Below are 23,459 nucleotides of genomic sequence, written 5' to 3' on the forward strand. Positions count from 1 at the left end.
CATGATTCGCTCACAGCGCTGGAAGGGTGCCGCGTTCACGGTGCCCTTCCAGCTCGGGTTCGTCTTCCTGTACCTGCTCCCCATCGGGTACGCCGTCCATCAGTCGCTCTATCACGAGCAGCAGTCCGGGCTCGGGCTCGGCGGCGCCACCGAGAAGTTCGTCGGCCTCGACAACTACCGGGACGGGCTGACCGATTCGGCGTTCATGGGGTCCGTGCTGCGGGTGGTGCTCTTCGCCTGCGTGCAGATTCCGCTGATGCTGCTGGTCAGCCTGGTGCTGGCGTTGTTCCTGGACGCGCTGGCGTCGAAAGCCGCGAGCCGGTTCCGGATCGTGCTGCTGGTGCCGTACATGATCCCCGGCGTGGTCGCCGCGCTCGTGTGGATCAACCTCTACAGCCCCGATGTCGGCCCGCTCACGCCGCTCGGCGACTTCTTCGGATTCCACTGGAACTTCTTCTCGCCGTCCATGGTGTGGCCGTCCATCGGCAACCTGCTGACCTGGCACGGCATCGGCTACAACATGGTGATCATCTACTCCGCGCTGCAGGGCGTGCCGCGTGAACTCTTCGAGGCGGCGCGGCTGGACGGCGCCTCCGAGCGGCGGATCGCGCTGAGCATCAAGGTCCCTTTCGTACGTGGCGCGTTGGTGCTGACCGGCATGCTGTCGATCATCCAGATGCTGCAGATCTTCAATGAGCCGGCGCTGTTCCGGAACATCACGCCCCAGACGGTCGACGACAGCTTCACCCCCATCATGATCATCTACAACCAGGCGTTCAACGCCGGCAACTACCACTACGCCGCGACCCTGTCGGTGCTGCTCGCCCTGATCCTCGGTGCCGCCTCCTTCCTCTTCTACCGGCTCACTTCGAGGGAGGCCGACTGATGACCATGACCGAAGAGCGCACTGCGGCCGTCGGCAAGGTGCGCCGCCTCAACCGGCCCGATCCCGCCGCCCGTTCGCGGGGCGGGCAGCGGTTCCTGCTGGTCGGGCTGGTGCTCGCGAGCATGTACAGCTTGTTCCCGGTGTGGTGGCTGATCGTCGCCTCGACGAAGGACCGCACCGGGCTGTACCAGAGCAACGGACTGTGGTTCTCGGGCGGTTGGCACCTGTGGGACAACCTGCACCAGCTGTTCACGTACGACGACGGGATCTTCCTGCGCTGGACCGCCAACTCGTTCCTGTACGCAGGGGTCGGCTCGCTGGGCGGGACGCTGCTGGCGCTGGCGACGGGGTACGGACTCGCCCGCTTCCAGTTCCCCGGCCGCAGCCTGGTGTTCGCGTGCGTGGTCGGCTCGTTCCTGATCCCGATCGCGCTGCTCACGCTGCCGCTGTATCTGCTGTTCTCGGAGATCGGGCTGGTCGACACGCCCTGGGCAATGCTCGTCCCCTGTCTGATCAACCCGTTCAGCGTCTATCTGGCCAAGGTCTACACCGAGGCGACCGTCCCGTACGAACTGCTGGAGGCCGCCCGCATCGACGGCGCCGGTGAGCTGCGGATCTTCTTCAGCATCGTGCTGCGGATGATGACGACGGGGGGCGCGACGGTCTTCCTGCTGGCCTTCGTCAACACCTGGAACGCCTTCTTCCTGCCGCTGACCGTGCTGCGCGGCGAGGAGAACTGGACGCTCAACCTGGGCCTGTACAACTGGTCCGGCAAGCGTCTGGAGTCCGGCGTCGACCTGACCAGCCTGGTACTGACCGGGGCGCTGCTGTCCATCGTCCCGATGGCGATCATGATGGTGGCGATGCGCCGCTACTGGCGGACGGGCGTGACGCTGGGAGCGCTGAAGTGACCGTGCTGCGCAACCCGGTCCTCCGGGGGTTCGCCCCGGACCCCTCGCTGGTGCGGGCCGGTGACTGGTACTACGTGGCGACCAGTTCCTTCGAGTGGTTCCCGACCGTGCCGATCCACCGTTCACGGGATCTCGCGCACTGGGAGTACGCCGGTCACGTCCGGGGCGCGGCGCCGGGTGACTCGCTGGCCGGGGTGCCCGACTCCGGCGGCGTCTGGGCACCCTCGCTGAGCTGGGACGGGGAGCGGTTCTGGGTCGTGTACTCCGTGGTGCGTTCGGTCGGGACGCCGTACTTCGACCTGGACACGTACGTGAGTACGGCGGTGGTGCCGGACGGGCCCTGGACGGCACCGCGGCGGGTCGCGAGCCACGGCTTCGACCCCGCCCTCTGCCACGGCGAGGACGGCCGGCTGTGGCTGCTGAACATGCAGAGCGACCATCGGCCGGGCGGGCGGCGGTTCGCCGGGATCGTGCTGACGGAGCTGGACCGCGAGACGCTGGTCCCGGTGGGTGAGACGCAGCTGCTGCTCCAGCACGAGCGGCTCGTGGAGGGGCCGAAGCTGCTGAGGCGCGGGGACTGGTACTACCTCGTCCTCGCGGAGGGCGGAACCGGGTTCGAGCACGGGGTGCTCGTCGCGCGCAGCCGTGCCCGCACCGGGCCGTACGAGCTCGACGACCGGCCGCTGCTGACGGCACGCGACGATCCGCAGGTGCCGCTCCAGAAAGCCGGGCACGCCGAGCTGGTGGAGACGCCGAACGGTGAGTGGGTCCTGAGCCACCTGGCCGCCCGGCCGCTCCGGACGCCCGGTGGGCCACGCTGCCCGCTGGGCCGGGAGACGGCCGTCCAGGCGGTGGTGTGGGACGAGGACGGATGGCCGAGGCTGCGGCACGGTGGGCATCACCCGGCGGTCGAGGTCGAGATCGACGTACCGGCCAACGGACGCCCCGCCGAGACGCCGCCCGTGGAGGGAGAGTTGGGCCGGACCGGGAGGAGGAAGGGGCATCTCGCCGAAACGCCGCCCGCAGAAGGAGAGCCGGGCCGGCCCGGGAGGAGCAAAGGCAAAGGACTTCCCGCCGAAACGCCGCCCACAGACGGCGAGTTGGGCTGGCCCACAAAAAGCAAGGGCAAAGGGCCACTCGCCGAAACGCCGCCCGCAGAAGGAGCGTTGGGCTGGCCCTGGAGCACGCTGCGCGGTCCCGTCGACCCGTCCTGGGCGGACACCGAGGCCCGGCCGGGGTGGATACGGCTGCGAGGCCGGCACGGTCCGGAGTCGCGGTGGGCGCACAGTCTCCTCGCGCAGCGGATCACCGAGCACCGCGCGGAGGCCGAGGTCACCGTCGAGGCCCGGCCGCGCAGCTTCACCGAGGCCGCGGGGCTGGTGCTCTGGTACAACACCGAGGCGTATCTCGCGCTGGATCTGACCTGGGCGGAGCCGGAAGGCGAGGGGCAGCGCGGTCAGCAGTGGCGGGGTGCGGGGCGTACGGTGCTCAGCCTGGTGGAGCGGGACGAGGGCGGCATCCGGCAGGTGGCCGTGGCCGGGGTCGACGCCGAGGGGCCCGTCACGCTGGGCGTCAGCGTCGAGGACGGGACCGCGCGCTTCTGGTATGCGGCGGCCGGGATCAGGACGCGGGTCGGGCCGCCGCTGGACTTCACCAAGCTCTCCGACGACCACGGATCGAAACTGCGCTTCACCGGCGCGCTGGCCGGCATCCATGCCGTGGACCTGGTGCACGGGGCGTTCACGGCGGACTTCGGCGGGTTCCGGCTCATCTGCCGGGAGCAGTAAGCGCGTTCGGAGTTTCGAAAGTCACGGACCTTATGGGCCTGGGAAGTCCGACCTCTTCCGGTCTCCACGGGGTGAACCTAGGGTAGGAAGCGCTTACTGTTTCCTGCGCTGGTCGAAACTTTCCAGGGCCCACGGACGGGCCGGAGAGGCGGTTCCCGATGGTCCGTACGGGAGGTGCGAGTGTGGCGGCCGGGCCGACCCTCGCGGTCGTGGCCCGGGAGGCGGGGGTGTCCGTGCCCACCGCCTCCAAGGTCGTCAACGGTCGTGAGGACGTCGCGCCCGAGACGCGACGCCGGGTCACCGAGGCCTTGGACCGGCTGGGATATGTGCGCAGACCCCGGTTCGACGCGGCGAAGCCGCCGGCGCTGGTCGACCTCGTCGTGCACTCGCTGAACAGTTCCTGGTCGGGGGCGGTGCTGCAGGGAGTGGAGGAGGCCGCGCACGACGCGGGCTTCGAGGTCGTCGTGTCCGCCGGGCTGACCCGCAAGCGGTGCGGCACTCCGGAACGGGGCTGGCTGGACAAGCTGATCGCCCGGGGTTCGTCCGGAGTGCTGTTCAACCTGGCCGAGTTGACGCCCTCCCAGTACGCCTGGCTGGAGCAGCACCGCATTCCGTTCGTGATGATCGACCCCGTGGTCGAGCCGCCGGCGGGAGTGGTGTCGGTGGGGGCGGCGAACTGGCAGGGCGGGGTGAGCGCGACGGAGCACCTGCTGGCGCTGGGCCATGAGCGGATCGCGGTGATCGCCGGGCACCGGCGCAGGATGTGCAGTACCGCGCGGGTGGCGGGCTACCGTTCGGCGCTGGCGTCGGCGGGCGTGCGACAGCGCCCGGAGTTCGTGCGGCACGCCGGTTTCGACAAGGCCGTCGCGCGGCAGCGGATGCTGGACCTCCTCGACCTGCCCGAGCCGCCCACGGCGGTCTTCGTGTGCTCGGACCGGATGGCGCTCGGCGTCTACGAGGCCCTGGCGGAGCGGGGGTTGAGCATCCCCGACGACATCAGCGTCGTCGGCTTCGACGATCTGCCGGAGGCCCGCTGGGCGACCCCGGCCCTCACCACGGTCCGCCAGCCGCTGTCCGAGATGGCGGCGACGGCCATGCGGCTGCTGGTGCGGATGATGGACGGCACGCGGCCGGAGGGGACGCGGACGGAGTTGTCGACGCGGTTGGTGGAGCGGGGCAGTACGGGGCGGGCACGGGGGTGAGGCCGCGTGGGCCGGCGCGTACCGGCCGCGGTGCTAGGGCCTGTCGTCAAATTCCCGCCTGCCCGGCGACGCCTGGCACGCCCTCCGGGCGGACGACGGGAACTTGACGACAGGCCCTAGGCCGCCGGCCAGACCGTCATGTCCACGTACAAAGAGCTCATCCCGGGGGTGTCCCACATGGCGGTCGACTTCAGTTGGATCACGAGCAGTGCGATGTCCCCGGAGGGATGCTTGACGCAGTACTCGGTTCCGGCGGCGGCCGAGGTCAAGGTCCAGTCACGGAACTCGTCACCCTTGGCGCCGCCGAGCAAAAGCCTGCACTCGTCGAAGGTGGTGCCCGGATCGCCGAACATCTGGACCATGTGGCTGCTGTCGCTCTCCAACGCACAGCCGATTTCCTTGCAGGTCAGACGGATGTCCCCCTTGCGGTCGTCGCGTGTGCCCGGCTTGTCGGCATGGATGTACAGGGAGTTGTCCTCGTCCAGCCGCTGCTGAGGGTAGGCGTGTGCGCGCGGCGGCCCGGACTCGGTCGGCGAGGGACTCGCCCCCTCTTCCGTCGAGTTCCCGGCCGCCGCGTCCGCCGCGTCCGCGCCTTTCGCCGAGGAGCCCGCCGACCGGCCGGACCTCGTCGGATCCGGCGTCGAGGACGAGGCGGTGTCCCGGTCCCGGGTGTCGTCGGTGTTCTGCCGGGCCTGCCAGACCAATCCGGTGATCAGCAGTACGCCCGCGGTCACCCCGGCTGCCGTTCTCACGGCGATACGGCGCCGTCGGCTCCCCCGCGGCTCCAACGCGGCCGGGACCGTCGCCCGTACAGGCGCGATCAACGGCTCCGTGCGTGCCGGTGTGTTCAGCGGTCTCGTGAGCGCCGTCCCGGGGTCGGGGACGGGCTCCGGGATCGTCGCCTGGGGCCCCGTGATGTCCCGCCAGACCGCCGGGCCGCCGCCCGCGTCGGCCTGTGGGCCGAGTTCTCGACGGCACCATTCGACGACCTCGGTCAGGGTGGCCCGGTGCGCCGGATCGGCGGCGAGGCAGCGGGCCAGCAGGGGCCGCAGGGGTTCGGGCAGGCGGGAGAGGTCGGGCTCGGAGTGGACGATGCGGTAGAGGACGGTGGCGGAGGGGCCATTGCCGTACAGGGGTTCGCCCAGGGCCGCGAACGCCGCCGTCTGGCCGAGCGCGAAGATGTCGGTGGCCGGGGTGATCTCCCCGGCGACGGCCTGTTCGGGCGCCATGAACTGGGGCGTGCCGACGGCGGCGCCGGTCGCCGTGTACGCGGTGAGGTCGGCGGCCAGCGAGATGCCGAAGTCGATGACGCGGGGCCCGTCGGCGGCCAGCAGGACGTTGGACGGCTTCAGGTCACGGTGCACGATCCCGGCGGCGTGGATGGCCGCCAGCGCCTCGGCCACGCCCGCCATCAGCCACAGCACGGCCGGGGCCGGCAGCGGTCCGCGCCTGTGCACGGCCTCCGCCAGTGAGGGTCCGGGGACGTAGAGCGTGGCCAGCCAGGGCGGGGTGCCGTCGGCGTCGGCGTCGATCAGCTCGGCGGTGTAGGCGCCCCGCACCCGCCGGGCGGCCTTGATCTCGCGGCCGAAGCGCCGCCGGAAGTCCGGGTCGTCGGCGAGTTCGGGGCGTACGACCTTGATCGCCACCGGTCGGCCGCCCGCGGTGTGGGAGAGGTAGACCCGGCCCATGCCACCCGCGCCGAGCCGGGCGGCGAGACGGTAGCCGGCGACCACCGGCGGATCGTCCGCCTGGAGTGGCTGGAACACGTCAGCCGCGTCGTTCACCGGTCCCCCTGATCCCCTGGTTCTCTGCTCCCCTGTCGCGCCGGTCCGATCATCCGTGCGACAGCAGCAGCCTAAAGGGTCTTCTGTGACCGCCGACCGGGGCGGGGACCCGAGGTGCCGCTTCCGGGGGCATGCCCCAGCGCTGATCAGATCCGGCCCGGCGGGCGAGCGGCACCGCGGTGTCGAAGCCGGTGGCGCCCCGCCCTCTTGCCGCACAGGTGTTCCATCGCGGAGCCGCCCCTGCGTAGCCTCGACCGCGATGAACACGATTCCCGCACGTCTTGACCACCTCGTCCTCGCAACTCCCGACCTGGCGGCGACGGTCGCCGACTTCACCCGGCGTACGGGGGTGGCGCCCGCTCCCGGCGGGGTGCACGTCGGCCGGGGAACCCGCAACTTCCTGGTGTCGCTGGGCGGAACCGGTTATCTGGAGATCATCGGCCCGGACCCGGAGCAGCCGGAGCCCGAGGGACCGCGCCCCTTCGATGTCGACGCGGTCAGCCGTGCGCGCACGGTCACCTGGGCGATCAGCCCGCCCGACCTGGACGCGGCGGTCGCGACCGCCCGGACCCGCGGTTACGACCCCGGCGACATCCGCCCCATGAGCCGCCGCACCCCCGACGGCACCCTGCTGGCGTGGCGGCTGACGGACGGCGACACCCAACACCCCTCCGGGCTGGTGCCGTTCCTCATCGACTGGGGCGGCACCCGCCATCCGTCGGCCTCCGGCCTGCCCGTGACTCCCCTGGTGTCGCTGTCCGCGACGGCTCCCGACCCCGCCGAGATCCACCGTCTGCTCGCCGCCCTGGACACCGAACTCACCGTCGCCGAAGGGCCGGTGGGGCTGACCTTCACGGTGGACACGCCGCTGGGCCCGGTCACCTTCGACTGACCGCGCAGGACCGGGGCGGCGGGCGGCTCGGAGTGTCGTACGCGGGCCCTTCAGGGGAGGGACGGTACGGCTCGGGCAACGGCTATTCCGGCGCCCGGGTGATGTCCGATTCCTTCAAGACCGCGATGCCCGAGGCTGCCTACGGTGGCCGTATGACTCCACGATTCGACGCCATCGGCCTGATCGTCTCCGACATGGCCGCCTCCGTCGCCTTCTACCACCGGCTGGGGTTCGCCTTCCCCGAGGGATCGGCGGACCAGCCGCACGTCGAGGCCGAACTGCCGGGCGGGCTGCGCCTGTTGCTCGACACCGAGGCGACGGTCCGCTCCTTCCACCCGGACTGGCGGCCGCCGGCCGGGGGCGGCAGCCGCACCGGCCTCGCCCTGCGCTGTGACAGCCCCGCCGAGGTGGACGCGGTGTACGAGGAGATGGTGAACGCCGGCCACCACGGCGAGCTCAAGCCGTGGGACGCCTTCTGGGGCCAGCGGTACGCGACCCTGCACGACCCGGACGGCAACGGCGTCGACCTGTTCGCCCCGCTACCGTCGGCCGAGTAGCCGCCCCAGCGGCACCCCCGCCAACTCCCTCACGTCCCGCGCGAGATGGGCCTGGTCGGCGTATCCGGCCCGGACCGCCGTCTCGCCGTAGGGCACCCCGTGCCGGGCGAGCCGCAGCGCCCGCTGGAGACGCAGCACCCGCGCCAGCGTCTTGGGGCCGTAGCCGAACGCGGCGAGGCTCCTGCGGTGCAACTGCCGGGCACCGAGCCCCAGATGATCGGCGGTGGCGGCGACGGGCCGGCCCGCGTCGAGAGCGTCGACGACCTGTCGCAGCAACGGGTCGGGAGCGTCGGCGTCGGCTGCCAGTCCCAGCGCCGCCTCTTCGAGCCCGCTCACGGGGTCGGCCGCGGCGTTCACGCGTGCGGTGAGCCGCCGTACGCGAGCGGCGGGCCAGAGATCGGCGAGCTCGACCCGCCGGTTGAGCACCTCGGGGGCGGGGACGCCGAGCACCGTGGGTGCGGTGCCGGGGAAGAAGCGGACACCGGCCCAGGCACTCCGTTCGCTCCCGGTGACGAAGGCACGGGTGTCGGGCCCCGCGACGAGCAGCCGCCCGTCGTGCCAGAGCAGATCCATGCAGCCGTCGGGCAGGACCCGCCCGGGCCCGGTCTCGCCGGGGGTGCTGGTCCAGACGACGGCACCCGGGAGCCGGGACGCCCTCTCCTCGTACACCGCGCCTACACCCCCCTCCCCCGGTGCTCCTGAGGACTCACCCCGTAGACCCTTTTGAACGCGCTCGACAGAGCGAACGCACTGCCGTACCCCACCTGCCGGGCGATCGCCTCCAGCGTCGCGTCGCCGTCCCGCAACCGGTCCGCCGCCAGTGCCAGCCGCCACCCGGTCAGATACGTCATCGGCGGCTCCCCCACCAGTTCCGTGAACCGGCGCCCCAGTGCCGCGCGGGAGACCCCCGCCTTCATCGCGAGCGACGCCACCGTCCACGGGTGGGCCGGATCGTCCTGGACGAGCCTGAGCACCCGGCCCACCACCGGGTCGGCGAGCGCCCGGTACCAGCCGGGAGCCGCCGCGTCCGGGCGGGAGAACCAGGCGCGCAGCGCGGCGATGACGAGCAGGTCGAGGAGGCGGTCCAGGACGACCTCCTGGCCGGGTTCCTCGCGGACGACCTCCGCCATGAGCAGCGGCGTGAGCGGGCAGTCCCACACCTCGGGGGTGAGCGTCAGCAGCGGGGGCAGGGCGTCCAGCAGGCGCCCGCTGACCTCGCCCGGCCAGAGGTAGGTGCCGATGAGCAGCACGGCCGACCCGTCGAGCCGGTCGCCCCAGGTGCGGACGCCGAGGTCCATGACTCCGTTGAGGGAGCGGCCGTCGGGGTAGCGGCACTCCCCGCCCGGCAGGATCAGTGCCTGCGGCTCGGTGCCGGGATCGTCGGCGCAGGTGTACGGGTCGGGGCCGCGGGCGATGGCGAGGTCGCCGGCGCGCAGCCGGACCCTCCCCCGGCCTTCGGCCGGGGGGACCCCCGTCTCGCTTCGCTCGCCCGCGTCCGGCGTGATCCATGCCTCGCCGCGGACCATGAGCATGACGGTGAGCGGGGCGCGGTCCTCGACGCGCACGCTCCAGGGCGGTTCGAAGCACGCCCGGATCATGAAGGCGCCCCGCGCGCGGGGTCCTTCGAGGAGGCCTGCGAGAGCGTCCATGGCGTCAGCGTAGACGTCCGCGCATGGGAATGAGCCGTTCGGCGATGGGGTCCCGGCGGGACCGGGCGTCGACTCGGAGGCAGGACGCGGAACGCGAAGGACATGACGGTGGTGACGGGCGGAGCGAGCGGGTGACGGACGGGGTGCGCCGGGTGCTGGGGCGGGCGCCCCGGGACGTCGCGGAGTTCGTCCGGGAGTCCGCCGCGGCCTGGGCGTAGGGCCTGTTGTGAAAGTCGCGTCGTCCGTCCGGAGGCCGGGCGTCGCGGGGCGGGCGGGACTTTCGCAACCGGCCCTGACGGCTACGAGCCGTCGGCCGACTTGTGCGGCGGGTGGGTGCTCTTCACATGGGTGCGCAGCCTCGACGTCACGTCCTCCGGCGGCAGGAAGCGGGACCAGCGCTCCGGGAACTCGGAGGGCATGTCCGGGTCGTCGGGGTCGTCCGGGTCGCTCTCCCGGTGGGCGGCGGCCCGGGCCACGTACTCGGCGACCTGCGCCTCGCGGACCCGCTCGTTCGCCGCGCGGGCCGCCGCCGTGGCCGCGGCCGGCCAGACGCGGTCGATGGCGGCGTTGACGGCGGCGCCCACGAGGACGGCGAAGGCGGAGACGCCGATCCAGAGCATGACCGCGACGGCGGCGGCGAGCGAGCCGTAGATCGAGGCGCCCTCGATGGTGTTGGTGAGGTAGATGCGCAGCAGGAAGCTGCCCAGCACCCACATGGCGAGGGCGACGAGGGAGCCGGGGACGTCCTCGATCCAGGGGGACCGGACGGGCACCGAGACGTGGTAGAGCGTGGTCAGGAAGGCGATGGACAGCACGATCACCACGGGCCAGTACAGCACCTGGACCACCGTGGCCGACCAGGGCACGATGCGGACGACCGCGTCGGGGCCCGCGACCATCAGGGGCAGCGCGATCGAGCCGATGACCAGGGCGGCGAGGAAGAGCAGGAACGCCACCACGCGGGTCTTGACGATGCCGCGGACGCCGTCGAGGCCGTACATGACGGTGATGGTGTCGATGAAGACGTTCACCGCACGGGAGCCGGACCACAGGGCGAAGAGGAAGCCGATGGAGATGACGTCGGGGCGGCCGCCCTTCATGACGTCGTCGAGGATCGGCTGGGCGATCTGCCGGACGCCCTTGTCGGACAGGACGGTGCGGGACGCCTCCAGGAGGTTGGCCTCCAGGCTGCTGATGGAGTCGGTGCCGGTCCAGTCGTCGACGTAGCCGAGCAGGCCGATCATGCTGAGCAGCAGCGGCGGCACGGACAGCAGGGTGAAGAAGGCTGCCTCGGCGGCGAGGCCGAGGATGCGGTACTCCATGCAGGAGTTGACGGTGTCCTTGAGCAGCAGCCAGGCAGTCCTGCGCTTGGAGACGTTCCGGTAGAGGGCACGCGCCCGGTGGAGACGGCCGGAGGGGGGCCGCTGGGGGGATTCACTTGCTGGCTGCACGACCTAAAGGTATCCGCCGTACGAGGCTGCACTCATCCTGCGCGGGTCCGCCGTCGCGGCGATTCGAGGGATTTTCCTGTCATGTTCCCGTTGGCCGGATTATTCGGTCACTCACCTGAACTGCCTGTTCGGAATTTCCGCGGGGCCCGAAAAGCGCCAATGTCCTTAATTGCCTTGAATCATTCATGATTTTCCGGAAAGAATAGGGATCACCTGTGTTGCGCATGCCGAGGGCTCCTCGGGCGCAGCCGTCACGGGGGATTTCGCACGGGGGACTCGCACGGGGAAACTCACACGCCGCTGACCACGGACCGCCCGCTCCCGCCGCGTCGCCTCACGCGCTTCTCACCGCCCCCGGGATCCGCACCCTTCACCGAGGTGAGGCCATGAACTCGATCCCGCAGTGGACCCGCGACCCCAGGCCCGGCAGCGCCGAGTACGAGCTCCCGCTCCCCCGCCGCCTGCCCGCGGAACCGGCCGCGGTCCGGGCCGCGCACGCCAAGGTGCTGGCCGCTCTGTCCGCCGAGCCCGACGAGTCGGTCCTCCGCGTGGACGTCACGGACGGCACCCTGCGGCTGCGCTACCGCACCGACGTCCTCGACCGCGAGGCAGCCGCCCGGATCGCCGGCTACCACCTCGCCGCCCTCGCCGTCCCGGACCGGCCCAGCCTGCTGTCGGAGGCCGAGCTCCGCCGCCAGCTGGAGGAGCTGGCGGGCCCGGCCCGGGAGCTGCCGGGGCACCGCGCGCACGAGCTGTTCGAGGAGCGGGCGGCCCTGCACCCGGACGCCGTGGCCGTCGTCTCGGCGGACGGGCAGCACACCTACGGCGAGCTCAACTCCAGGGCCAACCGCGTCGCGCGGGCGCTGCTCGCCCACGGGCTGAGGGCCGAGGGCGTCGTCGCGGTGCTCATGGAGCGCAACCTCGACTGGCCGGCCGCGGTGCTCGGGCTCCTCAAGGCGGGCGGGGTGTGTCTGCCGATCGAGCCGCAGCTCCCGGTCGGGCCGATGCGGACGATGCTCAACCGCGCGGACTACAGCCTCATCCTCAGCAAGGACTCCCTGGCCACGGCCTATGCCGGAGACTACGCGGACACCGACCTCGGGCTGCCCGTGGCCGCCGACCGGCTCGCCCACATCCGCTTCACGTCCGGCTCCCCGGGCGAGCAGGCCACGGGCGTGATGTACGAGCACGCCGGTCTCCTCAACCACCTCCTCGCCAAGATCGACGACCTCGGCATCGGCCCCGGGGACGTGGTCGCGCAGACCGCTGCGCAGCGCTCGGGCGCCGCCCTGTGGCAGTTGCTGTCCGCGCTGCTGGTGGGCGGGCGGACGCTGCTGGTCGGGCAGGAGGCGATCCGGGACGTACCGCGCTTCGCCGACACGATCGAGCGTGCCGGGGTGACCGTGCTGGAGGTCGAGCCGTGGTGTCTGGCGCCCCTGCTGGACGAATTGGAGCGGCGACCGCGCGAACTCCCGGCGCTGCGGCGGGTGTCGGTGACCGGCGGGGCGGTACCCCAGGAGCAGGCGCGCCGCTGGTTCGCGGCCCTGCCCGGCGTACCGCTGGTCAACACCTATGGCGTGGACGGCACTTCGGGCGACATCCAGCACGGCGTCCTGCACGGCGTGCCGTCCGGACCCCGGGCGCCACTGGGACGGCCGATCGCCAACGTACGGATGTACGTCGTCGACGAGCGGCTGGTGCCCGTGCCGCTGGGCGCGCCCGGCGAGATCGTGGTCTCCGGGGTGTGCGTGGGCCGCGGGTACGTGGGCGATCCCGAGCGGAGCCGGACGGCGTTCGCCGAGGACCCGTACCGGCCGGGCGAGCGGCTGTACCGCAGCGGCGACCTGGGGCGCCGGCTGCCGGACGGGGGGCTGGAGATCCTGGGGCGCCGGGACGGACGGGCGGAGTTCCGCGGTTCCCGTGTCGACATCGGCGAGATCGAGAGCGCGCTGCTGCGGGTGCCCGGCGTCCGCGACGCCGCCGTGGTGGTCGTACGGGACACCCGGCCGGTCGCCTTCTGCGCGGGCCCGGAACCGGTCGAACCGGCCGCCGTCCGGAGCGAGCTGGCCGCCTCGCTGCCGCCGCACATGGTCCCGCCCGTCGTCCACTGGCGCGAGCGGCTGCCGGTGACCGCCGACGGCGGGACGGACCGGCGGACCCTCACCGCGCGCGCCGCGAACCTGGACGCGCCCGGTGTTCCCGGCGGCTCGCGGCCCTGGTCCTCGAGAACGTCGCCTGGCGTCCCCTGATCGCGCACCGCACGGGCCCGCTCGACCGGCCCGCCCGAGGGCACCGCCCCGCCCCGCCGCCCCGGCAGGAGTGAGAGCACGGGGCCGGACGCGCAGGCCGCGGGGCCGCGGGCCGCGCCTCCGGTCGGGGCGGGGCGGTAAGTTCGCGGGTATGGCAGGCAGCACCCACAGCGTGACCAACCAGCCCCCGCCCCTGACCGGCCACGACGTCTTCACCGCCGACAAAGCACTGGTCGCGGCGGTGGAACGGCACGTGGCACCCGACACCCTGGACGACGTGCGCGGTGAGCTGGAGGCCCTGGGCCGGGCCTCCGGTTCGGCGCAGCTCCAGGAATGGGCCGTCCAGGCCGACCAGAACCCGCCCCGCCTCAGGACCCACGACCGCTACGGCCACCGCGTCGACGAGGTCGACTTCCACCCCGCCTGGCACCGCCTCCTCGGCAAGGGCGTCGCGGCCGGCCTCACCGCCGCCTGGAACCGCCCCGCGGGCCATGTGCGGCGCGCGGCGGCGTTCCTGGTCTGGACGCAGGTGGACGCCGGCAACCTCTGCCCCCTGTCGATGACGCACGCCGCCGTACCGGCCCTGCGCGCCGAGCCCGCCCTCGCCGAGGCGTGGGAACCACGGCTGACGTCGATGGTCTACGACCGTGAGGCGCGTCCCGCGCACCGGAAGGCCGGCGCCCTGTTCGGGATGGCCATGACGGAGAAGCAGGGCGGCAGCGACGTACGGGCGAACACGACGACCGCGACGCCGCTCGCGGAGGAGGGGGCGTACGAGCTGACGGGACACAAATGGTTCTGCTCGGCGCCCCTGTCCGACGGCTTCCTCGTCCTGGCCCGGGCTCCGGAAGGCCTCACCTGTTTCCTCCTCCCCCGCGTCCTGGACGACGGCACCCGCAACCCGTTCCGCATCCAGCGGCTGAAGGACAAGCTGGGCAACCGTTCCAACGCCTCGGCGGAGGTGGAGTTCGAGGGGACGTGGGCCCGCCGGGTGGGCGAGGAGGGGCGCGGGGTGCGGACCATCATCGAGATGGTCGCGGCGACCCGGCTCGACTGTGTCCTCGGCTCCGCGGGCCTGATGCGGCAGGCCGTGTCGCAGGCGGTCCACCACTGCACGCACCGCGCGGCGTTCGGCGCGAAGCTGGTCGACCAGCCGCTGATGCGCAATGTCCTGGCCGACCTCGCGGTGGAGTCGGAGGCGGCGACCACCCTCGCGCTCCGGCTGGCGGCCGCGTACGACGACGGCGGCGAGCAGGAGCGGGCGTTCCTGCGGATCGCGGTACCGGCCGCCAAGTACTGGGTGACCAAGCGCTGCCCGCCGCTGGTCGTCGAGGCCGCGGAGTGCCTGGGCGGCAACGGCTACGTCGAGGACTCCGGCCTGCCCCGCCTGGTACGGGAGTCCCCGCTCAACTCGATCTGGGAGGGCGCGGGGAACATCCAGGCCCTGGACGTCCTGCGGGCCCTGCAACGCGAGCCGGTCGCCTTCAACGCGTACCTCCAGGAGGTCGGGAAGTCCCGCGGTGCCGACCACCGCCTCGACGCGGCGATCAAGGACCTGCTGACGGACCTCGCCGACCTGGACGGCGTCGAGGCGCGGGCACGGCGCCTGACGGAGCGGCTGGCGCTGGTCCTCCAGGGGTCACTGCTGGTCCGCTTCGCACCACCGGAGGTGGCGGACGCGTTCTGCGCGTCCCGGCTGGGCGGAGACGCGGGCGCCTCCTTCGGAACCCTGCCGTCGACGCTGGACTTGACGTCGGTGGTGAACAGGTCCCGCCCAGTGGAGTAGCCGAGGGGCGCGGGGAACCGCGCGACCCACCAGGATCAAGCCCGCAGCCGCCATCCGGCGTCAAGAGGCGGCCCGGACCGCGAGAAACCGCCAAACCGACGGACGGCAGGGGGTGGTGCTGCGCCGACACGGCACCACCCCCGCCTTGGCCCGTTCGAGGCCGGGAACGCCGCTCGGGACGGCGTCGCTCAAGTTTCAACCAGCTACGCCGCGTTCACCAGGGTTGCAGGGGGTTGCAACTTGCTGCTGTCTGTGGCCGGACTGTATCCCTCCGCGACGGACGAACGGCACTATGAGACGAACAGTCAGGACGGACACCCCGGCCGTGGCCGAAAGGCGGCGGGGAACCGGTTGTCAGCAGTACCCCCGGGAGGACCAGTGGCGCTCTCGCCGACGGACGTCACGCAGTTGGCCGCCGTGGACGCGGCACGGGCGGCACGGGTGCTGAGCGGCGTCCGCTCCGCCGCGCTCTCCGGCCGGCGGGCGCCGGTGGCGCCCCGCCCGGTGATCGAGCAGTCGTGGGACCGGATGCTGCGCGGCGGCGTCGACCCCGAGCACGACTTCCGCACCGGGCTGCTGCCCCGGGAGGAGGTGCAGCGGCGCCGGGAGAGCTCGGAGCTCAGACATGTCCTGCCGGTGCTGCGCGAGGGGCTGCTGTCGGTCGCGGACACCGCCCACCACATCATGGTGGTCGCCGACGAGGAGGGCCGGGTGCTGTGGCGGGAGGGCAGCTCCCCGGTGCTGCGCAAGGCCGACGGGACCGGGTTCGAGGTCGGCGCCGACTGGCGGGAGGGTGTCGTCGGCACCAACGGCATCGGCACCCCGGTGGTGGCACGCCGGCCGGTGCAGGTCTTCGCCTCGGAGCACTTCGTGCGTTCGCAGACCTCCTGGACCTGCACCGGGGCGCCGATCACCGATCCGCGGGACGGCCGGCTGATCGGCGTCGTGGATGTGAGCGGACCGCTGGAGACGATGCACCCGGCCACGCTCGCCTGGGTCGAGTCGGTGGCCAAGCTCGCCGAGGCGCGGCTGCGTGAGCGGCATCTGTCCTCGCTGGAGCAACTGCGGGCGGTGGCGGCGCCGGTGCTGGCGCGGCTCGGCGGCCGGGCGGTGGTGGTGGACCGGGACGGCTGGACGGCGGCGGTGGCCGGAATGCCGTACCAGAGCCGGGTCGCGTTGCCCAAGTCGCTGTCGGCGGGCCAGCAATGGCTGCCGACGCTGGGGCTGTGCGCGGTGGAGCCGCTGGCCGGGGGCTGGTTGGTGCGGCCGTCCGACGAGCCGCTGCCGCGAGGCACCAGCCGGATCGTGCTGGATCTGTCGCAGCCGCGCCGCTGGTCGATGACGGTGTCCGGGGGCGCCGGGACCTGGAGTCATGAACTGAGCCCCCGGCACGCCGAGTTGCTGTATCTGCTGGCGCTGCACCGCAGCGGGCGCAGTGCGGCGGGCCTGGCCGCGGACCTGTTCGGCGATCCGGGCCGCACGGTGACGGTGCGGGCGGAGATGTCGCGGGTGCGCCGCTATCTCGGGGGGTTTCTGGAGCATCGGCCGTATCGTTTCTGCGAGGGTGCCGAGGTCGAGGTGCTGCTTCCCGACGACCCGCGCGACCTGCTGCCGCACTCCACGGCCCCGGCGGTGGCCGGGAATCGGCTGGCACACCGGACCCCCTGAACGCCCGGACCCCCCGAACGCCTCGAACAGCGGCATCTTCCGCATATTTGCGGGGTCTTCGTCCCCGGCACGCCCGGACTGCCGTAGCATCCCTCTACGGGCCACCCCACCTGTGCCATGGTCAACGCACGGATCACCAGGCGCAGTTGGCTCGCCTCGGGAGGTACGACATGATGCACCGCGGAAGACACCGCAGGCGGAAGCGGGGCAAGGCGCTGCGCGCGTTCCTGGCCGGGACCGCCCTCGCGCTCACCGCCGCGGCCACCATGATCAGCGCCTCGCAGGCCACCGTCGCCGCCGATCCGGGCGCCCTGAAGCCGCTCGCCACCGCTGCCGAGACCGATGCGCTGCGGCTGCGCGAGCAGTTGGAGCCGCGGTCCGCCCTCGACCGGCTCGCCTCCGCGATGGGGAAGCCGGAGGGGGTCGGTGCCGTCCTCGCCGACGCCGACCACACCCTGCGCGCCGCGGCCGACTGCGGCCCGGCCGAGCGCCGGGCCCTGCCCGTCGAGCCCGCGGCCACCCGCGCCTACTGCTGGGACGCCGCCGACACCCGCTCCTGGCACCCCGGCGCGGTCACCACCTCGGGCGACGCCGACGACGACGGCCTGTGGGGGCAGAACCGGGTGATCCTCTCCGCCTGGAGCCAGGGCGCCCGCGGCCCGGCCCGGGTCGCGTTCATCGACGCCAACGACCTCGACCGCCTCGCCTACGCCTGGGTGCTGCTCGCCGTCCCGGTCGACGGCGGTCGCGACTACCGCGCGCTCGACTCGCAGGTCTCCGGCATGGTCTGGTACCAGGACAAGCTGCTGGTCACCGCCGCCGGCGGGCTGTACGTCTACGACATGAACCGCGTCCAGCGCGCCACGACGGACGCCTCCGCCGTCGGCCGGGTGGACGGCGGCTGGGCGGCGCACGGCGAGCGCTGGGTCCTGCCCGCCGTCGGCGCCTACCGCGCCGGCGCCACGCGTCCCGACTACCTCTCCCTGGACCGCAGCACCTCCCCCGACAGCCTGGTCGCGAGCGACTGGGTCTCCAAGGACAGCGACCGCAGCGTCCGGCTGTGGCGGTACGGCCTCAGCTCGTCCTCCGATCGCACCGGACTGCTCACCACGGACCCCGCCGGGTACACGCCCGTCAACGAGGCGTACGAGACGCGGACACCCGGTGTCGGGGCCGTGCTGTCGTACCGGTCCGAGTGGTACCTGGGCCGCACCGCGGCGGATGACCGGGACGGCCGCGGGACGCTGTGGCGGCAGGACGCGACCGGCGCCCGTGCGATCCGCTGCGGCACCGACGAGACCACCCGCTGCTGGAGCGGCGCGGCGGAGTCCCTGTCGTACTGGGAGGCGACCGGCGAGGTCTGGTCCCAGTCGGGACGGATGCTGTTCGCGCTGCCGCTGAGCACGATCGACAGTTCCCTGGGCTGAATCGACAGATCTCCGGGGCGATCGGCTGATCCCTGGACTGATCGACAAATCCTTGGGCTGATCGACAGATCCCCGGGCCGGATGATTGCCTGGGGGGCATGCCCAACATCCCCGTGACCACCTGGTCCCTCGAACAGACCTCCCCGACCGACCTCCTCCCGGCCGCCGCGCCGGAGGGCGATGTGCGGGTCGTCCGCTCCGAGGTGCCCTCGCCCGAGTTCAGCCGTTTCCTCTACGCATCCGTCGGCGGCGACATCCGCTGGATCGACCGGCTGGGCTGGTCGTACGCCCAGTGGGAGGAGCACCTCAACCGGGCGGGCGTGGAGACGTGGGTGGCGTACGACCGGGGCACGCCCGCGGGCTACGTGGAGCTGGAGCCGCAGGACGACGGTGTCGTGCAGATCGTCTACTTCGGGCTGATCCCGGGCTTCCGCGGTCGGCGGATCGGCGGTCATCTGCTGTCGTACGGGGCCGCGCGCGCGTGGGATCTCGCGGACCGCTGGCCGGGCCTGACGGACACCAAGCGGGTGTGGCTGCACACGTGCAGCCTGGACGGCGAGCACGCGATGGCGAACTACCAGCGCCGGGGCTTCACCCTCTTCGACACCAAGGTCGAGGAGCAGCCGGAGGTCACCGAGCCCGGTCCCTGGCCGGGGGCCTACCGCGTCTGACCTGCGTGGACAAGACCTCCCGCAGCGCATGTGATCGACGCCACCATTGTCTCGCGCATCGAGACAAGGGTGTCCGCATAATGGACGAAGCTGGACTGTGTCCAGATCGCCGTGACACGCTTCCGTCATGTCTGGAACTGGAATTGCCTTGGTGAGTCGGCGGCACGTCGACCTCGGCCGCATGTCCAGCGCCATCTGTCCGGCGCGCTAGCGAGAGCCGCAGCCGCCCGACATCTCCTGATCACCTGCTTTCCCCGCGCAATGTCGCGCACGCTTACCCATGCGCCTGTATGCGCAGGTCAGAGCCGCATTCCCGCCTGTCCCGAAGGACGTAACAACCATGGCCGCCACCCCGCAGAACCCTGCCGCCGCGACTCCCCGCCGCAAGGTGAGCCGTCACCGCGGCGAGGGTCAGTGGGCCGCGGGGCACCACACCCCGCTGAACGGCAACGAGCAGTTCAAGAAGGACGACGACGGTCTCAATGTGCGGACACGCATTGAGACGATCTACTCCAAGCGCGGGTTCGACTCGATCGACCCCAACGACCTGCGCGGCCGGATGCGCTGGTGGGGCCTCTACACCCAGCGCAAGCCCGGGATCGACGGCGGCAAGACCGCGATCCTGGAGCCGGAGGAGCTGGACGACAAGTACTTCATGCTGCGGGTGCGGATCGACGGCGGACGCCTCACCACCCAGCAGCTGCGTGTCATCGGCGAGATCTCCGAGGAGTTCGCCCGCGGCAGCGCCGACATCACCGACCGGCAGAACATCCAGCTGCACTGGATCCGCATCGAGGACGTTCCCGAGATCTGGAACCGCCTGGAGGCGGTCGGGCTCTCCACGACCGAGGCCTGCGGCGACTGCCCGCGTGTCGTCATCGGCTCGCCGGTCGCCGGCATCGCCGAGGACGAGATCATCGACGGCACCTGGGCGATCGACGAGATCCACGAGCGCTACATCGGCAGCCACGAGTTCTCCAACCTGCCGCGCAAGTTCAAGACGGCGATCTCCGGCTCCCCGTTGCTGGACGTGGTCCACGAGATCAACGACGTCGCGTTCGTCGGCGTCGAGCACCCCGAGCACGGTCCCGGCTTCGACGTGTGGGTCGGCGGCGGCCTGTCCACCAACCCCAAGTTCGGCGTCCGGCTCGGCGCCTGGGTGCCGCTGGAGGAGGTCCCGGAGGTGTGGGCCGGCGTGGTCGGCATCTTCCGTGACTGGGGTTACCGGCGCCTTCGTACGAGGGCCCGCCTGAAGTTCCTCGTCGCCGACTGGGGCCCGGAGAAGTTCCGCCAGGTCCTGGAGGACGACTACCTCAAGCGCAAGATGGCCGACGGCCCCGCGCCCGCCGAGCCCGCGGGCCGCTGGCGCGACCACGTCGGTGTGCACCGGCAGAAGGACGGCCGCTACTACGTCGGCTTCGCCCCGCGCGTCGGCCGCGTCGACGGCGCCACCCTCACGAAGATCGCCGAGGTCGCCGAGGCCCACGGCTCGGGCCGGGTCCGGACCACCGTCGAGCAGAAGATGATCATCCTCGATGTCGAGGAGGCGCAGGTCGAGCCGCTGGTCGAGGCCCTCGGGGCACTGGACCTGACGGCCAAGCCCTCCCCGTTCCGGCGCGGCACCATGGCCTGCACCGGCATCGAGTACTGCAAGCTCGCCATCGTCGAGACCAAGCAACGCGGCTCCTCCCTGATCGACGAGCTGGAGCGCCGCATCCCGGACTTCGACGAGCCGCTCACCATCAACCTCAACGGCTGCCCGAACGCCTGCGCCCGTATCCAGGTGGCGGACATCGGTCTCAAGGGCCAGCTGGTCCTCAACGACCAGGGCGAGCAGGTCGAGGGCTACCAGGTGCACCTCGGCGGCGCGCTGGGCCTGGAGGCCGGCTTCGGCCGCAAGGTCCGCGGCCTGAAGGTCACCTCCGAGGAGCTGCCCGACTACGTCGAGCGCGTCCTGAAGCGGTTCCAGGCCGAGCGCGAGGAAGGCGAGCGGTTCGCCGCCTGGGCCTCGCGGGCCAGCGAGGAGTCGCTGTCATGAGCGAGCGGGCCGCCCCCTTCTACTGCCCCTACTGCGGCGACGAGGACCTGCGCCCGTCCGAGCAGGGTCACGGCGCGTGGGAATGCGCGGCCTGCAATCGCGCATTCCAGCTGAAGTTCCTCGGGCTGCTCGCCCGGGGTCTCCAGCCCGACACCGCAGGGGGAGAAGAGATATGACCGCCGTTCAGGAAGAACGTACGACCGACGAGTTGAAGGCTCTCGCCGAGCAGGCGGGACGGGATCTTGAAGACGCCTCCGCCCTTGAGATCCTCCAGTGGGCGGTCGACACCTTCGGCAAGCGCTTCTGCGTGACCTCCTCGATGGAGGACGCGGTCGTCGCCCATCTCGCGTCCCGCGTGATGAAGGGCGTGGACGTCGTCTTCCTCGACACCGGCTACCACTTCGAGGAGACCATCGGCACCCGGGACGCGGTCGAGGCCGTGATGGACGTCAACGTCATCACGCTCACCCCGCGCCAGACGGTCGCCGAGCAGGACGCGGAGTACGGCCCCAAGCTGCACGACCGCGACCCCGACCTGTGCTGCAAGCTGCGCAAGGTGCAGCCCCTGGAGCAGGGCCTGACGAACTACCTGGCCTGGGCGACCGGCCTGCGCCGCGACGAGTCCCCGACCCGGGCGAACACCCCGGTCGTCGGCTGGGACGAGAAGCGCCAGAAGGTCAAGATCTCCCCGATCGCCCGCTGGACGCAGGACGACGTGGACGCGTACGTCCAGGAGCACGGCGTCCTCACCAACCCGCTGCTGATGGACGGTTACGCGTCCGTCGGCTGCGCCCCCTGCACCCGCCGGGTGCTGGAGGGCGAGGACGCGCGCGCCGGCCGCTGGGCCGGGCGGGCCAAGACCGAGTGCGGGCTGCACGGATGACCGCCCTCATCGACGCCACTGAGAAGGAGTTGCACGTGACGACCGGAGCCACCGTCTGGCTCACGGGTCTGCCGAGTGCCGGCAAGACCACCATCGCGTACGAGCTGGCCGGCCGGCTGCGCGAGGAGGGCCACCTCGTCGAGGTGCTCGACGGCGACGAGATCCGCGAGTTCATCTCCGCGGGCCTCGGCTTCAGCCGCGAGGACCGGCACACCAACGTGCAGCGCATCGGCTTCCTCGCCGAACTGCTCGCCCGCAACGGCGTCAAGGCGCTCGTCCCGGTGATCGCGCCGTACGCGGACAGCCGCGAGGCGGTGCGCAAGCGCCACCAGGAGAGCGGGGCGGCCTACCTGGAGATCCATGTGGCGACTCCGGTCGAGGTGTGCTCCGTACGCGATGTGAAGGGTCTGTACGCCAAGCAGGCCGCGGGCGAGCTGTCCGGGCTGACCGGCGTCGACGACCCGTACGAGGCTCCCGAGACGCCCGATCTGCGCATCGAGTCCCAGAACCAGACCGTCCAGGAATCCGCGGCCGCGGTCCACGCGCTGCTCACCGAGAGGGGACTGGCATGACGACGACCGTTGCCACGGTGACGGAGGGCACGCAACAGCCGTACGCCCTCTCGCACTTGGACGCGCTGGAGTCCGAGGCGGTGCACATCTTCCGCGAGGTGGCGGGTGAGTTCGAGCGGCCGGTGATCCTGTTCTCCGGCGGCAAGGACTCCATCGTCATGCTGCACCTGGCGCTGAAGGCCTTCGCCCCGGCCGCGATCCCCTTCTCGCTGCTGCACGTGGACACCGGGCACAACTTCCCCGAGGTCCTCGACTACCGCGACCGTGCGGTCGCCCGGCACGGGCTGCGCCTGCATGTCGCCTCCGTGCAGGACTACATCGACCGCGGAGTGCTCAAGGAGCGTGCGGACGGCACCCGCAACCCGCTCCAGACCCTCCCGCTGACCGAGAAGATCCAGGCGGAGAAGTTCGACGCGGTCTTCGGCGGCGGGCGCCGGGACGAGGAGAAGGCCCGGGCCAAGGAACGGGTGTTCTCCCTGCGCGACGAGTTCTCCCAGTGGGACCCGCGCCGCCAGCGCCCCGAGCTGTGGAACCTCTACAACGGCCGCCACGCCCCCGGCGAACACGTCCGCGTCTTCCCCCTGTCCAACTGGACCGAGCTGGACGTCTGGCAGTACATCGCCCGCGAGGGCATCGAACTGCCGGAGATCTACTTCGCGCACGAGCGTGAGGTGTTCCAGCGGGCCGGCATGTGGCTGACCGCGGGCGAGTGGGGCGGCCCGAAGGAGACCGAGACCGTCGAGAAGCGCCTCGTGCGCTACCGCACCGTCGGCGACATGTCCTGCACCGGTGCCGTCGACTCCGACGCCGTGACGCTGGAGCAGGTGATCACGGAGATCGCCGCCTCCCGGCTGACCGAGCGCGGCGCGACCCGCGCCGACGACAAGATGTCCGAGGCCGCGATGGAAGACCGCAAGCGCGAGGGGTACTTCTAAGCATGAGCACGACCACTTCCGAGGCGCTCTCGGAGACGACCCTGCTGCGGTTCGCGACCGCGGGCTCCGTCGACGACGGCAAGTCCACCCTCGTCGGCCGGCTGCTGCACG

22 protein-coding genes are annotated in these 23,459 nt (G+C 71.9%); 18 read left to right on the forward strand and 4 right to left on the reverse strand.

The features are described 5' to 3' along the window. Nucleotide 1: 1 nt before the first annotated feature. The 4 genes from DI272_RS11005 to DI272_RS11020 all read left to right on the forward strand — a co-directional run bounded on the left by DI272_RS11005 (nucleotide 2) and on the right by DI272_RS11020 (nucleotide 4,786). Nucleotides 2–886: a carbohydrate ABC transporter permease gene (locus DI272_RS11005; RefSeq protein WP_109495182.1), complete on the forward strand. Its 885-nt coding sequence runs from the start codon at nucleotides 2–4 to the stop codon at nucleotides 884–886. Further along, nucleotides 886–1,797 carry a carbohydrate ABC transporter permease gene (locus tag DI272_RS11010; RefSeq protein WP_109495183.1) on the forward strand — a complete coding sequence of 304 codons (912 nt, stop codon included), beginning with the start codon at nucleotides 886–888 and terminating at the stop codon, nucleotides 1,795–1,797. The genes DI272_RS11005 and DI272_RS11010 overlap by 1 nt, the downstream gene beginning before the upstream one ends. Continuing rightward, entirely contained in the window at nucleotides 1,794–3,584 is a 1,791-nt protein-coding gene (locus tag DI272_RS11015; protein WP_109495184.1) for a glycoside hydrolase family 43 protein, read from the forward strand. The genes DI272_RS11010 and DI272_RS11015 overlap by 4 nt, the downstream gene beginning before the upstream one ends. A gap of 158 nt (nucleotides 3,585–3,742) precedes the next feature. Next, the gene (locus DI272_RS11020; protein ID WP_109495185.1) at nucleotides 3,743–4,786 is read left to right on the forward strand and encodes a LacI family DNA-binding transcriptional regulator; all 1,044 of its coding nucleotides are present in this window, start codon (nucleotides 3,743–3,745) and stop codon (nucleotides 4,784–4,786) included. 116 nt (nucleotides 4,787–4,902) lie between these two features. Here the strand turns inward: DI272_RS11020 and DI272_RS11025 are convergent, their stop codons facing one another. Then, nucleotides 4,903–6,570 carry a serine/threonine-protein kinase gene (locus tag DI272_RS11025; protein WP_181387154.1) on the reverse strand — a complete coding sequence of 556 codons (1,668 nt, stop codon included), beginning with the start codon at nucleotides 6,568–6,570 and terminating at the stop codon, nucleotides 4,903–4,905. A gap of 259 nt (nucleotides 6,571–6,829) precedes the next feature. On the opposite strand from DI272_RS11025, the gene DI272_RS11030 reads away from it, so the two are divergent. Continuing rightward, nucleotides 6,830–7,462: a VOC family protein gene (locus DI272_RS11030; RefSeq protein WP_109495186.1), complete on the forward strand. Its 633-nt coding sequence runs from the start codon at nucleotides 6,830–6,832 to the stop codon at nucleotides 7,460–7,462. A 152-nt stretch (nucleotides 7,463–7,614) separates the two neighbouring features. Beyond that, entirely contained in the window at nucleotides 7,615–8,019 is a 405-nt protein-coding gene (locus DI272_RS11035) for a VOC family protein (protein WP_258314520.1), read from the forward strand. On the opposite strand, the gene DI272_RS11040 is transcribed toward DI272_RS11035, so the two are convergent. Together DI272_RS11040 and DI272_RS11045 are read right to left on the reverse strand one after the other, a co-directional pair. Next, the gene (locus DI272_RS11040; RefSeq protein ID WP_109495187.1) at nucleotides 8,002–8,688 is read right to left on the reverse strand and encodes a helix-turn-helix transcriptional regulator; all 687 of its coding nucleotides are present in this window, start codon (nucleotides 8,686–8,688) and stop codon (nucleotides 8,002–8,004) included. The two genes, DI272_RS11035 and DI272_RS11040, sit on opposite strands and share 18 nt — an antisense overlap. Before the next feature lie 5 nt (nucleotides 8,689–8,693). Beyond that, nucleotides 8,694–9,668: an AraC family transcriptional regulator gene (locus DI272_RS11045; RefSeq protein ID WP_109495188.1), complete on the reverse strand. Its 975-nt coding sequence runs from the start codon at nucleotides 9,666–9,668 to the stop codon at nucleotides 8,694–8,696. Nucleotides 9,669–9,691: 23 nt separating this feature from the next. On the opposite strand from DI272_RS11045, the gene DI272_RS46195 reads away from it, so the two are divergent. Next, nucleotides 9,692–9,886: a hypothetical protein gene (locus DI272_RS46195; RefSeq protein ID WP_181387155.1), complete on the forward strand. Its 195-nt coding sequence runs from the start codon at nucleotides 9,692–9,694 to the stop codon at nucleotides 9,884–9,886. Between the two features lie 81 nt (nucleotides 9,887–9,967). Here the strand turns inward: DI272_RS46195 and DI272_RS11055 are convergent, their stop codons facing one another. Further along, nucleotides 9,968–11,119: a YihY/virulence factor BrkB family protein gene (locus DI272_RS11055; RefSeq protein WP_109495189.1), complete on the reverse strand. Its 1,152-nt coding sequence runs from the start codon at nucleotides 11,117–11,119 to the stop codon at nucleotides 9,968–9,970. Between the two features lie 386 nt (nucleotides 11,120–11,505). On the opposite strand from DI272_RS11055, the gene DI272_RS11060 reads away from it, so the two are divergent. The 11 genes from DI272_RS11060 (at nucleotide 11,506) to cysD (ending at nucleotide 23,348) form a co-directional block, all read left to right on the forward strand. Further along, on the forward strand, nucleotides 11,506–13,368 hold the full coding sequence (locus DI272_RS11060; protein WP_109495190.1) for an amino acid adenylation domain-containing protein: 1,863 nt from the start codon (nucleotides 11,506–11,508) through the stop codon (nucleotides 13,366–13,368). A gap of 151 nt (nucleotides 13,369–13,519) precedes the next feature. Continuing rightward, entirely contained in the window at nucleotides 13,520–15,154 is a 1,635-nt protein-coding gene (locus tag DI272_RS11065) for an acyl-CoA dehydrogenase family protein (protein WP_109495191.1), read from the forward strand. A 378-nt stretch (nucleotides 15,155–15,532) separates the two neighbouring features. Next, nucleotides 15,533–16,822, forward strand: coding sequence for a GAF domain-containing protein (locus DI272_RS11070; protein ID WP_109495192.1), 1,290 nt, complete (start codon nucleotides 15,533–15,535; stop codon nucleotides 16,820–16,822). A 170-nt stretch (nucleotides 16,823–16,992) separates the two neighbouring features. Continuing rightward, nucleotides 16,993–18,249: a hypothetical protein gene (locus DI272_RS11075; RefSeq protein WP_109495193.1), complete on the forward strand. Its 1,257-nt coding sequence runs from the start codon at nucleotides 16,993–16,995 to the stop codon at nucleotides 18,247–18,249. A 98-nt stretch (nucleotides 18,250–18,347) separates the two neighbouring features. Next, nucleotides 18,348–18,920 (forward strand): GNAT family N-acetyltransferase, encoded by a 573-nt coding sequence (locus DI272_RS11080; RefSeq protein ID WP_109495194.1) that lies wholly within the window; start codon nucleotides 18,348–18,350, stop codon nucleotides 18,918–18,920. Between the two features lie 127 nt (nucleotides 18,921–19,047). After that, nucleotides 19,048–19,131: a putative leader peptide gene (locus DI272_RS46200; RefSeq protein WP_310591794.1), complete on the forward strand. Its 84-nt coding sequence runs from the start codon at nucleotides 19,048–19,050 to the stop codon at nucleotides 19,129–19,131. Nucleotides 19,132–19,260: 129 nt separating this feature from the next. Further along, on the forward strand, nucleotides 19,261–20,958 hold the full coding sequence (locus tag DI272_RS11085; RefSeq protein ID WP_109495195.1) for a nitrite/sulfite reductase: 1,698 nt from the start codon (nucleotides 19,261–19,263) through the stop codon (nucleotides 20,956–20,958). Continuing rightward, nucleotides 20,955–21,134, forward strand: a complete 180-nt coding sequence (locus DI272_RS11090) for a hypothetical protein (RefSeq protein WP_109495196.1) — start codon at nucleotides 20,955–20,957, stop codon at nucleotides 21,132–21,134. The genes DI272_RS11085 and DI272_RS11090 overlap by 4 nt, the downstream gene beginning before the upstream one ends. Further along, a complete protein-coding gene (locus DI272_RS11095; RefSeq protein ID WP_109495197.1) occupies nucleotides 21,131–21,841 on the forward strand; it encodes a phosphoadenylyl-sulfate reductase in 711 nt (236 codons plus the stop codon). Before DI272_RS11090 ends, DI272_RS11095 begins: the two co-directional genes overlap by 4 nt. Then, a complete protein-coding gene (gene cysC / locus DI272_RS11100) occupies nucleotides 21,838–22,413 on the forward strand; it encodes an adenylyl-sulfate kinase (RefSeq protein ID WP_181387156.1) in 576 nt (191 codons plus the stop codon). The genes DI272_RS11095 and cysC overlap by 4 nt, the downstream gene beginning before the upstream one ends. Then, complete coding sequence (gene cysD, locus DI272_RS11105; RefSeq protein WP_109495198.1) at nucleotides 22,410–23,348, forward strand: sulfate adenylyltransferase subunit CysD; 939 nt, start codon at nucleotides 22,410–22,412, stop codon at nucleotides 23,346–23,348. Before cysC ends, cysD begins: the two co-directional genes overlap by 4 nt. The last annotated feature ends 111 nt before the right edge of the window (nucleotides 23,349–23,459 follow it).

The sequence above is a fragment of the Streptomyces sp. Act143 genome, from assembly GCF_003143935.1.
Taxonomy (GTDB): Bacteria; Actinomycetota; Actinomycetes; order Streptomycetales; family Streptomycetaceae; genus Streptomyces.

Bases quoted from the DNA above. Each gene is read 5' to 3' on its own strand.
- DI272_RS11005 (WP_109495182.1), top strand. From the start codon at position 2: ATGATTCGCTCACAGCGCTGGAAGGGTGCCGCGTTCACGGTGCCCTTC.
- DI272_RS11010 (WP_109495183.1), top strand. From the start codon at position 886: ATGACCATGACCGAAGAGCGCACTGCGGCCGTCGGCAAGGTGCGCCGC.
- DI272_RS11020 (WP_109495185.1), top strand. From the start codon at position 3,743: ATGGTCCGTACGGGAGGTGCGAGTGTGGCGGCCGGGCCGACCCTCGCG.
- DI272_RS11030 (WP_109495186.1), top strand. From the start codon at position 6,830: ATGAACACGATTCCCGCACGTCTTGACCACCTCGTCCTCGCAACTCCC.
- DI272_RS11035 (WP_258314520.1), top strand. From the start codon at position 7,615: ATGACTCCACGATTCGACGCCATCGGCCTGATCGTCTCCGACATGGCC.
- DI272_RS11045 (WP_109495188.1), bottom strand. From the start codon at position 9,668: ATGGACGCTCTCGCAGGCCTCCTCGAAGGACCCCGCGCGCGGGGCGCC.
- DI272_RS46195 (WP_181387155.1), top strand. From the start codon at position 9,692: ATGGGAATGAGCCGTTCGGCGATGGGGTCCCGGCGGGACCGGGCGTCG.
- DI272_RS11060 (WP_109495190.1), top strand. From the start codon at position 11,506: ATGAACTCGATCCCGCAGTGGACCCGCGACCCCAGGCCCGGCAGCGCC.
- DI272_RS11065 (WP_109495191.1), top strand. From the start codon at position 13,520: ATGGCAGGCAGCACCCACAGCGTGACCAACCAGCCCCCGCCCCTGACC.
- DI272_RS11075 (WP_109495193.1), top strand. From the start codon at position 16,993: ATGATGCACCGCGGAAGACACCGCAGGCGGAAGCGGGGCAAGGCGCTG.
- DI272_RS11080 (WP_109495194.1), top strand. From the start codon at position 18,348: ATGCCCAACATCCCCGTGACCACCTGGTCCCTCGAACAGACCTCCCCG.
- DI272_RS46200 (WP_310591794.1), top strand. From the start codon at position 19,048: ATGTCTGGAACTGGAATTGCCTTGGTGAGTCGGCGGCACGTCGACCTC.
- DI272_RS11085 (WP_109495195.1), top strand. From the start codon at position 19,261: ATGGCCGCCACCCCGCAGAACCCTGCCGCCGCGACTCCCCGCCGCAAG.
- DI272_RS11090 (WP_109495196.1), top strand. From the start codon at position 20,955: ATGAGCGAGCGGGCCGCCCCCTTCTACTGCCCCTACTGCGGCGACGAG.
- DI272_RS11095 (WP_109495197.1), top strand. From the start codon at position 21,131: ATGACCGCCGTTCAGGAAGAACGTACGACCGACGAGTTGAAGGCTCTC.
- cysC (WP_181387156.1), top strand. From the start codon at position 21,838: ATGACCGCCCTCATCGACGCCACTGAGAAGGAGTTGCACGTGACGACC.
- cysD (WP_109495198.1), top strand. From the start codon at position 22,410: ATGACGACGACCGTTGCCACGGTGACGGAGGGCACGCAACAGCCGTAC.